This window comes from Solirubrobacter phytolaccae (assembly GCF_027587195.1).
Lineage (GTDB): Bacteria > Actinomycetota > Thermoleophilia > Solirubrobacterales > Solirubrobacteraceae > Solirubrobacter > Solirubrobacter phytolaccae.
Genome location: NZ_JAPDDP010000006.1, coordinates 106,211 through 117,377, shown reverse-complemented (window position 1 = coordinate 117,377; position 11,167 = coordinate 106,211). Strand labels below are relative to the sequence as shown.

Annotated in this window: 7 protein-coding genes; 4 read left to right on the top strand and 3 right to left on the bottom strand. The window is 70.1% G+C overall.

Features of this window, described 5'->3' with window-relative positions:
* Window positions 1–44 precede the first annotated feature (44 nt).
* Window positions 45–1,229, top strand: coding sequence for an acyl-CoA dehydrogenase family protein (locus OJ997_RS05170; protein WP_270023977.1), 1,185 nt, complete (start codon window positions 45–47; stop codon window positions 1,227–1,229).
* Here OJ997_RS05170 and OJ997_RS05165 read toward each other — a convergent pair.
* The gene (locus OJ997_RS05165; RefSeq protein ID WP_270023976.1) at window positions 1,222–2,379 is read right to left on the bottom strand and encodes an acyl-CoA dehydrogenase family protein; all 1,158 of its coding nucleotides are present in this window, start codon (window positions 2,377–2,379) and stop codon (window positions 1,222–1,224) included. The two genes, OJ997_RS05170 and OJ997_RS05165, sit on opposite strands and share 8 nt — an antisense overlap.
* Before the next feature lie 26 nt (window positions 2,380–2,405).
* Between OJ997_RS05165 and OJ997_RS05160 the strand changes: the two genes are divergently transcribed.
* Window positions 2,406–3,590 (top strand): ArgE/DapE family deacylase, encoded by a 1,185-nt coding sequence (locus OJ997_RS05160; protein WP_270023975.1) that lies wholly within the window; start codon window positions 2,406–2,408, stop codon window positions 3,588–3,590.
* Window positions 3,591–3,841: 251 nt separating this feature from the next.
* On the opposite strand, the gene OJ997_RS05155 is transcribed toward OJ997_RS05160, so the two are convergent.
* Complete coding sequence (locus OJ997_RS05155) at window positions 3,842–4,867, bottom strand: alcohol dehydrogenase catalytic domain-containing protein (protein ID WP_270023973.1); 1,026 nt, start codon at window positions 4,865–4,867, stop codon at window positions 3,842–3,844.
* Window positions 4,868–4,907: 40 nt separating this feature from the next.
* Here OJ997_RS05155 and OJ997_RS05150 point away from each other — a divergent pair, with 40 nt between their 5' ends.
* Complete coding sequence (locus tag OJ997_RS05150) at window positions 4,908–6,257, top strand: pyridoxal phosphate-dependent decarboxylase family protein (protein ID WP_270023972.1); 1,350 nt, start codon at window positions 4,908–4,910, stop codon at window positions 6,255–6,257.
* Window positions 6,258–6,584: 327 nt separating this feature from the next.
* The gene (locus OJ997_RS05145) at window positions 6,585–7,196 is read left to right on the top strand and encodes an ArsR/SmtB family transcription factor (protein WP_270024026.1); all 612 of its coding nucleotides are present in this window, start codon (window positions 6,585–6,587) and stop codon (window positions 7,194–7,196) included.
* A gap of 69 nt (window positions 7,197–7,265) precedes the next feature.
* Here the strand turns inward: OJ997_RS05145 and OJ997_RS05140 are convergent, their stop codons facing one another.
* On the bottom strand, window positions 7,266–11,060 hold the full coding sequence (locus OJ997_RS05140; RefSeq protein WP_270023971.1) for a M14 family zinc carboxypeptidase: 3,795 nt from the start codon (window positions 11,058–11,060) through the stop codon (window positions 7,266–7,268).
* Window positions 11,061–11,167 lie beyond the last annotated feature (107 nt).

The following is an 11,167-nucleotide window of genomic DNA, read 5'->3' as shown; positions in this document are numbered from 1 at the left end:
ATACCCACCAAACATCAGACATATTCCGGGCGTACCCTTGGGGCATGTCCACCGCCACCCTCCCGACCTTCGATCCGCTCGATCCGATCGCGCTGGACGCGCAGCTCGACGACGAGGAGCGGCTGATCCGCAGCACCGTGCGCCAGTACGTGCGCGAGAAGTTCCTGCCGGTGGTGGCGGAGCACTTCGAGGCCGGGTCGCTGCCGGACGGGATCGGGCTCGACCTCGGTCAGCTGGGGCTGCTGGGCATGCACCTGGAGGGCTACGGCTGCGCGGGCGCGTCGGCGACGGCGTACGGGCTCACGTGCCTGGAGCTCGAGGCGGGCGATTCCGGCCTGCGGTCGTTCTGCTCGGTGCAGGGCTCGCTGGCGATGTTCGCGATCCACCGGTGGGGCAGCGAGGAGCAGAAGGAGCGCTGGCTGCCGGGCATGGCTGCCGGTGAGCTGATCGGCTGCTTCGGGCTGACCGAGCCGGACGCGGGGTCCAATCCCGCGGGCATGCGCACGCGCGCGAAGAAGACGGACGCCGGCTGGGTGCTCAACGGCTCGAAGATGTGGATCACCAACGGCTCGCTGGCGGACGTGGCCGTCGTCTGGGCGAAGAACGAGGACGGCAAGGTCAACGGGTTCCTGGTCGAGCAGGGCACGCCCGGGTTCAGCGCGCCCGTCATGCACGGCAAGCTCTCGCTGCGCGCGTCGGTGACCAGCGAGCTCGTGCTCGACAACGTGGAGGTGCCCGAGTCCAGCCGGCTGCCGGAGGCGACGTCGCTGCGGGCGCCTTTGAGCTGCCTGAACGAGGCGCGCTTCGGGATCGTCTTCGGCGCGGCGGGCGCGGCGCGCGCGTGTTACGAGGCGGCCCTCGAGTACGCCAAGACCCGCGTGCAGTTCGACAAGCCGATCGCGGGCTTCCAGCTCACGCAGGCCAAGCTCGTGGACATGGCGGTCAAGGTCTCCAACTCGACGATGCTCGCGCTGCACCTCGGGCGGATGAAGGACGCCGGGACGCTGCGCACGGAGCAGGTGTCCTACGGCAAGTACCACAACGTCAGCGCCGCGATCGACGTGGCGCGCACGGCCCGGACGATCCTCGGCGCCAACGGCGTGACGCTGGAGTATCCGGTCCTGCGCCACGCGAACAACCTCGAGTCGGTGCTCACGTACGAGGGCACGCACGAGATGCACACGTTGATCCTCGGTCAGGCGATCACGGGGCTCCCGGCCTTCACGTAGTGATCGCGTTGTGGCCCGTGATCTCGCGGGCCACGATCAGGGCCTGGATGCTGTCCGTGCCCTCGAAGGTGAAGATCGCCTCCATGTCGGCGTGCTGGCGCGCGACGTGGTTCTCGAGCAGGATGCCGTTGCCGCCGAGGATGTCGCGGGCCATGCCGACGATCTCGCGCGCCTTCGCGGCGTGGTTCATCTTGGCCATCGACGCCATCCCGGCGGTGAGGCGGCCGTCCTCGACCAGCTCGGAGAGGCGCAGGCACAGCAGCTGCATGGCTGTGATCTCGGCGAGCATGCGGCTGAGCTTGTCCTGCACGAGCTGGTAGCTCGCGATCGGCTTGCCGAACTGCTCGCGCTCCTTCGCGTAGGCGAGCGCCGCCTCGTAGGCGCCGAGCGCCATGCCGAGCGCGCGCCAGGCGACGGTGTAGCGCGTGCGGGAGAGCACGCCCGCGACGTCGCGGAAGTTGCGGCAGCCGGGGAGCTTGTTGTGGGCGGGGACGCGGACGTCGGTCATCGTGATGTCGGCCTGCCAGACGGCCCGGAGCGCGGTCTTGCCGGTCATCACGGTCGCGTCGAAGCCGAGCGTGCCCTTCTCGACCAGGTAGCCGCCGACGTGGCCGTCCTCGTCGCGCGCCCAGACGATGACGACGTCGGCGATGCTCGCGTTGCCGATCCAGCGCTTGCGGCCGTTGATGACGAACTCGTCCTGCTCGCGCCGCACGCTCGTCTCGAGGTGGACGGCGTCGCTGCCGTGCTCGGGCTCGGTCAGCGCGAAGGCGCCGATCGCGTCCAGGTCCGCCATCGGCGGGAGCCAGCGCGCCTTCTGCTCGTCCGAGCCGAGCATCGCGATCGACTGCATCGCGAGGTTCGAGTGCACCCCGTAGAACGTGCCCATGCTCCCGTCGGCGCGGGCCCACTCCATGCTCACCAGGCCGGCCGCGGTCGCGCTCATCCCGGGGCAGCCGTAGCCCTCGATCGTCCCGCCGGCCATCTGCAGCGTCGCGATCTTCGGGACCAGCTCGAACGGGAACTCGGCCCGCTCCCAGTAGCCGTTGATCACGGGCGTGATCTCGGCCGCGCAGAACGCGCGCAGCCGGTCCCGGATGCCGCGCTCGTCGTCGGTGAGCTTCTCGTCGAGCAGGTAGAAGTCCGTCACGTGCCGGAGTGTGCCACCGTTTCGGGATGGACCTGCGCAGTGCCGTCGACGCGGGTTGGAACCGCCAACTCGCGCTGTTGAAGGAGCTCGTGCGCGTGCCCAGCACGCTGGGCAACGAGCTTGCCGCCCAGGAGCTCGTGGCCGAGGAGCTGCGCTCGATCGGGCTGCAGCCGCAGCTGTGGGACGTGAACCCCGACGTGCCCGGCGCCTCGCCGCCGTTGATGGGGTACGCCGGGCGCCCGAACGTCACGGCGCGGCTCGCCGGGCTGGGCGGCGGGCGCTCGCTGACCTTCAACGGTCACATCGACGTCGTCCCCGCGACCCTGGAGCATCGCTGGTCGTATGACCCGTGGGGGGCCGAGATCGACGGCGGCCGCATGTACGGCCGCGGCGCCGCGGACATGAAGGCCGGCGTGGTGGCGATGCTCGGCGCCGTGCGCGCGCTCAGCGAGGCCGGCCTGCGCGGCGACGTCTTCGTCGAGACCGTCGTCGAGGAGGAGTGCACGGGCAACGGCGCCGCCGCCTGCCGGGCCCGCTGCCCGCGCACGGATGCGGCGCTCATCCCCGAGCCCTTCAACCACGCGGCGTTGGAGGCGCAGGTCGGCGTGCTGTGGGCGCGGTTGACCGTCCATGGCAAGGCCGCCCACGCTGAACGGGCGGACCAAGCCATCAACGCCGCGCTGGCCGCGATGCCCGTGATCGAGCGGATCAAGGCCCTGGAGGCCGAGGTCAACGCCGAGCCACGGTCACGCTGGTTCGCCGACCACGCGCACCCGTTCAACTACAACGTCGGCGTGCTCCAGGCGGGCGACTGGGCCTCGTCCGTGCCCGAGGAGTGCATCGTCGAGGTGCGTCTCGGCGTCGACGTGGACGCCGACCTCGACGAGGTCATGTCCCGCTTCGAGGCCGCGGTGCGCGTCCCGGTCGAGTGGCGCGGCTTCCGCGCGCACGGCTTCGGGCTCGAGCGGTCGCTGCCGCTGTTCGACGTGCTCGGGCGGGCGCACGCGCTGGTCCACGACGACGAGCTGGAATGGCTCGCGTTCACGGGCACGACGGACGCGCGGGCGTTCGTGGTCCACGAGGGCGTGCCCGCGACGTGTTACGGACCGATCGGCGGGAACCTGCACGCGCCGGACGAGTGGGTGGACCTCGAGTCGGTGCGCGCAACGACCTTGGTGCTGGCGCTCGCTGCGGCGGAGTGGTGCGCTTGAAGCCGCGGTAACGGCGAGCACACCGTCGGGCGCCGCGGCCGGTGCGCTCTTGTGCAAATGAGCCGGGTTCCCCGGACTGTGGAACGCGTTGCGTTCCCCTCGGCGATTCGCTCGGGCTCGTTCCGCTCTGCAAAACGATCACGGCCCTTGTCACGCGAGCGTCGACTTTCTCGTGCTGGAGCCGAGAAACTCGACGCTCGCGTGGCATGTCTCCAAAACGGGCGTGCGCGCGGATGTGGCAGCCGTAGCCGCTAGGGCACGACGACCGTCACGCCCTCCTGCGCGAACTGGCCCATCGAGGCCACTTCGTCGCCGACCGCGTCGAGCGCGATCGTCTTCGCGACCAGCTCGCCCGGGCGCACCGACCCGGCCGCCACCGCGCGGAGCATGGCGTCGTAGTGGCGCACCGCCATGCCGTGGACGCCGAGGACCTGGAGCTCCCAGCCGATCACGCGCGCCATCGGGACCGCGACCGAGCGCTCTTCGGCGAGCAGGAGGCCGACCTGGGCGTGGCGGCCGCGGCGGCGCAGGCAGGACACTGAGTTCACGCACGTGGTCGAGGAGCCCAGCGCGTCCAGGGAGACGTGCGCGCCTCCGCCCGTGAGGTCGACGATCGAGGGCACCACGTCCGAGGACACGCCCGCGACCGCGCCGAGCTCGCGCGCTCGGGCGAGCTTGCGGTCGTCGATGTCCACCGCGATGACCTGCGCGCCCGCGGCGGCGGCGATCATCACCGCGGCGAGGCCGACGCCGCCGCAGCCGTGCACCGCGACCCACTCGCCGGCCTGCACTCGCGCGTGGACGTGGAGCGCGGCCCAGGCGGTCATGAAGCGGCAGCCCAGCGACGCGGCGTCCACCGAGGAGAGCGCGTCCGGCACGCGCACCAGGTTCAGATCCGCACGCGGCAGCGCGACGTGCTCCGCGAACGAGCCCCAGATCGTGAAGCCGGGCTGGATGTCGCGCTCGCACACCTGCGTCTCGCCCGTGCGACAGGGCTCGCAGACGCCGCAGCCGCAGCAGAACGGCACCGTGACCCGGTCGCCGACCGCGATGCCGTGCACCTCCGCGCCCACCTCGACGACTTCGCCGCACAGCTCGTGGCCCGGCACGTGGGGCAGCTCGATCGACGGGTCGTGGCCGATCCAGCCGTGCCAGTCCGAGCGGCAGACGCCCGTTGCGAGCACCTTGACGACCGCGCCGTCCGGCGCGGCCACGGGGTCCGGGACGGTCTCGAGCGACAGCGGGGATCCGAACGAGTGCATGACGGCGGCGCGCATGGCCGACAACTTAAACGTCCTGGACGTTTAACTTCCTGGGATGCTTGATCTGCCGCCCGACGAGCTACGCGCGCTCGGCCACTACGTGTGGGACCGGCTCGTCGATCGGTGGGAAGGGCTTGACGCGCAGCCGCCGATCGCGCCTGTGCAGGGCCCGATGGCGATCCCGCCGGCGCCGGACGGACCGAGCGACCCTCGGCAAGCGATCGACTTCCTGTTCGACGAGGTCCTGCCGCGCGGGCAGCGCGGCGATCATCCGCGGTTCTTCGCGCGGATCGGCAGCCCGAGCAACCCGATCTCGGTGCTCGCGGACCTGATCGGCACCGGCCACAACGTGTTCGCGGGCAGCTGGACGGGCGGGGCGGGCGCATCGGCGATGGAGCTCGCCGTCGTCGACTGGCTCCGGGGCTGGATGGGGATGCCGGCGCACACCGAGGGCATCCTCGTCAGCGGCGGGAGCGTCGGCACGCTCACCGCGCTGGCGGCCGCCGCGCGCGCGAAGGCCGAGGACCGCGACCAGGCGACGGGCTACGTGCAGGAGCACACGCACGCGGCGATCGCGAAGGCGTGGCGCATCCTCGGTTTCAACCCCGCGAACCTGCGGGTCCTGAAGGCCGATCCCGCGCACCGGCTCCAGCCCGCCGCGATCGACGCCGCGGTCCACCTCGACCGCGAGGCCGGGCTGCAGCCGTTCCTCGTCGTCGGCACGGCCGGGGCCACGTCGACCGGCAGCGTCGACCCGCTCAACGACCTCGCCGACCAGGCCGCCCGCGAGGACCTGTGGTTCCACGTCGACGGCGCCTACGGCGGGCCCGCCCGGCTGACCGCCCAAGGCGCTGCGCTCCTCGCCGGCATCGAACGCGCCGACTCGCTCGTGCTGGACCCCCACAAGTGGCTCTTCCAGCCGTACGAGATCGGGTGCGTCCTCGTCAGCCACCGCGGCCTGCTCGAGGCGACGTTCGGCCTCGAAGGCGCGTACCTGCGGGATACCGAGAATGACCACGTTCAGCTGCGTGAACGCGGTCCGCAGCTCACACGATCTTCACGTGCACTGAAGTTGTGGTTGTCGGTGACAACGTTCGGTGTCAACGCATTCCGGGATGCGATCGCCCACGGCATCGCGCTCGCCGAGCACGCCGAGACGACGCTCGCCCGCGACCCCTTCTGGGAGGTCACGTCGCCGGCGACGCTCGGCATCGTCACCTTCCGACCCGCGCACGCGACGGACGAGGAGACCGACGCGATGGTCGCTCGCGCCGTCGCCGACGGCTTCGCCGCGCCCAGCACCACGCGGCTCAACGGCCGCGTCGTCGCGCGGCTGTGCACCATCAACCCACGCACCACGGAGCGCGACATCGAGGCGACGATCGAGCGGCTCGCGACCACGTGAATGAAAGGGAGGGCCGGCGCACCGCCGACCCTCCCTCCGCCTCAGGTGCCGCTCCTACAGCCGGGGGGCTGGACTGGTCAGGTCCGAGCGGGAGGTCGGCAGGGTCGCTCTTTCGGGGGGTCCGTGAGGGGTGCCGACCGGCTAGGCAGGGAGATCGTAAACAGACCGGCGACTAAAGCGCAAGGTGTCCCGACCGCGCTCAATGCTTTGCGAGGTTGAAACCGGTTTCACTCGGTCACCGTTTACGATCGTTTGAGACCGAGTTGGCGCGCCGACGTTGACCGCTGGGGGTGGTAAGTCCTCTGACGGGTAGGCTTGCGGGCGACCATGCCCACCAGTTCATCAACCCCATCCGGTAACACCGGACGGAATCGACCACCGGGGGAAACCTCGGAAGCCCGGATCGCGAAGGCGCTCGCGCACCCGTTGCGCGCGCGGATCCTGCAGCGGCTGGGCGAGCGTGTAGCGAGCCCAGGTGATCTCGCAGTGGAGCTCGGCGCTCCGCTAGGGGTCGTCAGCTACCACGTGCGCATGCTGCGCGACTACGACTGCGTCGAGCTCGTGCGCACCGAGCCGCGCCGCGGTGCCCTGCAGCACTTCTACCGGGCGACCGCCCGGCCGACCCTCGACGAGGACCAGTGGCGCACGTTGCCCGCCGGCCTTCGCGGCGAGCTCACGGGCGAGACGCTCACCGAGCTCGTCACCGACCTCGGCGCCTCAGCCGACGCCGGACACCTGCAAGACCCGGACGTCATCCTGAACCGCACGCCGCTCGAGCTTGACGAGAAGGCGTTCAAGAAGCTCAACAAGCTTCTGAACAAGACGCAGGAACAGGCGCTCGCGATCGCCGAGGAGAGCGCTGCTCGGCACAACGACGGAGACACCGAGGTGTTCCCGACCGAGATCGCGATCCTGCACTTCAAGCGCGCAGCGTCCTAGCCCCGTTAAACGCGGAGGGCCCCGCCACGGCGGGGCCCTCGTTGCGCTTCAGCTAGGAGCTGAGAGTGGCTACTTCGCGGTGACCGTCGTGGTGACGGCCTTGCCGGTCGTGCCCTTGACCTTGATGACGACCTTCGGAGCCTTCTTCAGCTTCTTGGCCGACTTGAGGGTCATCGTCACCTTGCCGTTGCCGGACTTGGTGGTGGTCTTCTTGGAGCCCTGCAGGCGGATCGAGCCCGTCAGCTTGGCCTTGGCGCTCTTGGCGCCCGAACCGGTCGGCGGGATGGCCGTGATCGTGCAGACGATCGACTTGCCGTCAGCCGACAGGTCGCAGGTCACGCGGACGTTGGGCGTGTCGCCCTTGTCGCCCTTGTCACCCTTCGGGCCGGCGGGGCCGGTGGCACCGATCGGACCGATCGGACCCGCGGCACCCGTGGCGCCGGTCGCGCCCGTGGCACCCGTGGCGCCGGTGGCACCCGTCGCGCCCGTCGAGCCGGCGGGGCCCGTCGGACCCGTGGGGCCGGCCGGACCGGCGGGGCCCTGCGTGCCGGCGGCCGAAGCCGTGACGCGCGTGGACGTCGCCTCGACCGAACCGGCCGAGTTGGTCGCCGTGTAGCGGCACGTGAGGTCACGGCCGATGTCGCCCGTGGTCACGACGTACGCGTTCGTCGCCGCGCCCGTGATGACGACGCCGTCACGCAGCCACGCGACCGTGGTGCCCGTCGGCGTGTTGCGGAAGCCGCCGTTGACGCAGGTGAGCGTCGAGCCGACGGTCGGGGTGCCCGTGATGGTCGGGTTGGCGACCGGCTCCGGAGCCTGGGTGAACGTGCCACCCGACGGAGCGGCGTTGACAACGACGCTGAGCGGCGTGCCCGTGGTGGCCACGTTGCCGGCGACGTCGACGGACTCGGCGGTCAGCTGGACCGTGGTGCCGACGGCCGAGGCCGGCGGGGTGTAGCGGAACTGGAACGGGTAGACCGTGGTCGTCGCGTAGTAGACGCCGTTGGCGAACAGGCGGACTTCCTTCATGTCGCCGCGCTCGTCGTACGTCGTCAGCTCCAGGTCGACCGGGTCGGCCGGGGTGCCCTGCCAGTTCTGCGTCGGGTACTTCCAACCCACGATGGTCGGCGCGGTGGTGTCCGCGGCGGCCGGCAGCAGGTAGTCCATCGTGCGCTTGACGACCTCGTTGCGCTGCGTCTCGCTCAGCTGCTCGAGACCGAAGCCGAACGTGACGGCGTCACGCGTCGACAGGATGGCGCCGCCCGACGTGCCGTACGTGACCGGCGTGGCGTAGTCGGCCTCGACGCGCTCGGCGCGCAGCGGCTCGTTCGACGCGCCCCAGTTGCGCAGACGCGAGGGGATGCGGGCCAGCGGCAGCGCGGTGCCGTCCGTGGCCTGGTTCGGATCGCCGGTCGAGCCCTGCTCGATGACCAGCGGGTCCATGCCGGCGAAGATGCCACCGGCGCGCCCGGCCACCGGGTAACCGGCGATCGCGGGGTTGTTGTTGTTGGTCGCGGTCGACGTGCTCAGCGCGACGCCGATGCCCGACTGACGGCCGATGACGCCGAGGTAGTTCTGCCACGTGTCGTTCGAGATCGTGCGCGAACGCTGGTACGCGGTGCCCGGGAGATCGTCGTCGCCCGAGTTGTTCGGCGGGTAGAAGAAGCCGAACAGCTTGTCCGGCGTCCACGTGTACGGGCCGGTGGCCGACAGCGAAGCGCTGGTCGACGTGAACGGCTGGTGCACGTTGCGGCCGTCGACGACGAGCTTGCCGCCCTCGTTCGCGTAGTCACGCAGCTCGAGCATGATCTTGTGCGCCCACGGCGCCATCTCGAACGAGCCGGTCTGCGCCGTCGCGGACGACATGCGACGCGGGCTGGTCTCGGTGATGTCCTGCGGCGCGAAGTCGTCGCCGGAGTAGTAGTTGACGGCGTCGAAGTGCGAGAGCACGCCGATGTTCGTCGGGTACTTGATCGCCGGCTGGATGTACGTGCTCGGCGAGCCACCCTTCACCGGGGGCGCGTCGATGTTGTAGACCTCGACCTCGTAGCCGGCGGCCTCCAGGGCGGAGACGTGCTGCGCGAGGTAGCGGGCCTGCGTGTCGTAGCCGGGGGTCACGTTCGGCGAGACGCCGGTGTAGTCCTCGGCGGCGACGACGAGCACGCGCTTCTTGGCCGCGTCGTCCTTCTTGGCCTCGATGCGGTAGCGGAACTCCTGCTGGAGGCCGGCCGCCTTGACCACGACGTTGACGATGTCGCCGACCTGCAGGTCACGGGTGCCGATGCGCGCCGGGATGGTCGCGCGGCGGCGCTCGAAGTAGTAGCCCTTGACCTCGTTGTACCGCTCGCCCGGGGGCGCGGCCTCCATGCGGCCGGTGAAGTTGCCGTTCTGGCCCACGACCGTGGCCGTGACGAACGCCGGGCCGAGCTCCTTGCGGACGGTGGCCTCGACCAGCTGCGGCGTGCCGTAGGACACGTCGAAGCGGTTGAGCTGGATGTCCTGGGTCGCCTTGACCTGGTAGTGGCTCGGGTCGTTCTCGAAGTTCTTCGGACGGCCCATGTTCGGGATCGACTCCGCGACGTTGAGCGCGAAGGCCAGGTTCTTGTTGAAGACGGCCTGGACGATCTCCTCGTCATCCGGCGAGGCGAACTGGTTGCAGCCGCTGGGCTCGCCGAGCGTCGCGCACGTGTCCATCTCCGGCGTCCAGCCGATGATGCCGTAGTTCATGTACGCGTTGTCGATCGTGTCGCCGTTGGACTCGTAGAGGTCCGAGGAGTGCTGCGAGCGGTACGGGAACACGGCCTCGTCGCCGTCGGTGCCGGTGATGGCATCGAAGATCGTCGAGTCGGGCGGGTAGTAGTCGGTCGTGTAAGAAACCGGCGTCAGCAGCAGCTGGCCCGCGGAGTGGTAGTTGATGTTTGCGGTGAACTTGACGCGACGCTGGAGGCGGTCGACGGCCAGGTTCTCCGGCTCCGACAGCGGGTACGGGCCGCGGTAGGTCTCGCCCGAGATGCTGTTGGACGCGCCCTCCTCGTCGATGCCGCGCTTGGCCGGGTAGTTGCGGTTCGGGTCAACGCCGTCCTGGTTGTTGCCGTAGACGCCGTTGTTGTCGTTGTCACGCAGCGTCTTGCGCCAGAAGCGGTTGTTCGGCGACGTGGTGCGGTAGTCGCAGTTGACCTGGGCGGTGCCCGTGCCGCAGGTGAAGGTGAAGTCGTAGCCGTCCGGGTTCTGGATCGGCAGGAACCACAGCTCGCGGGTCTTGATCAGCTCGCGGATGTTGGTGTCGTTCTTGTGGGCGGCGAACCAGCCCGGCAGACGACGACCCATCTCGGCGGCGATCCACTCACGCGCGTGGTTGACGGCGGAGAAGAGCATCGCGGGCTTCGAGCCGTCCGGCGTCGTGCGCGCGTTCTCCGTCATCTTGATGACGTAGATCGGCTTGCCCAGCGTGGACGTGCCGATCTGCTCGAGCTTCATGACGTCGGGGTTGGCCGCGGCGATGGCCTTCATCTCGTCCGCGATGCCGCCCGTCTCCATGTAGGAGCGGTAGACGTTGAAGTACGGGTTCGGGCTGTCGCCGAGCGCCGCCGACTTCTTGACGGGCTTGTCGATGGCGAGCGGCGCGACGTCGAGGCCGCTGGCCTCGAGGTCGTCGACCTGCTTCGGCGTGGCGACGATCTCGAGCGGGAGCGTGCCGGACGAGCCGTCGGCGCCACCCTCCTCGATGTCGTAGCCCTTCTTGATGAGCTCGGCCGCCTGGCTCGGAGTTGCTTCGACCGAATACGGAGCCAGGGTCTGAGGCTCGGCGGCCGAAGCCGCCGCGGGAGTGGCTGCGAAACCTGCCAGAACGGCAAGCAGAGCCACGGGTGCGCGTGAGCGCATGTGGTGTGTACCCCCCTCTAGGGAAACGAACGAACCGCCCCTCCCTCAAGGGGCGCTTGTGTCGATTGCACCTGACGCGGGCGCCTGTG

What these genes read in the sequence shown, in the direction of transcription:
- OJ997_RS05170 (WP_270023977.1), top strand. Translation starts at nt 45, where the DNA reads ATGTCCACCGCCACCCTCCCGACCTTCGATCCGCTCGATCCGATCGCG.
- OJ997_RS05160 (WP_270023975.1), top strand. Translation starts at nt 2,406, where the DNA reads ATGGACCTGCGCAGTGCCGTCGACGCGGGTTGGAACCGCCAACTCGCG.
- OJ997_RS05155 (WP_270023973.1), bottom strand. Translation starts at nt 4,867, where the DNA reads ATGCGCGCCGCCGTCATGCACTCGTTCGGATCCCCGCTGTCGCTCGAG.
- OJ997_RS05150 (WP_270023972.1), top strand. Translation starts at nt 4,908, where the DNA reads ATGCTTGATCTGCCGCCCGACGAGCTACGCGCGCTCGGCCACTACGTG.
- OJ997_RS05145 (WP_270024026.1), top strand. Translation starts at nt 6,585, where the DNA reads ATGCCCACCAGTTCATCAACCCCATCCGGTAACACCGGACGGAATCGA.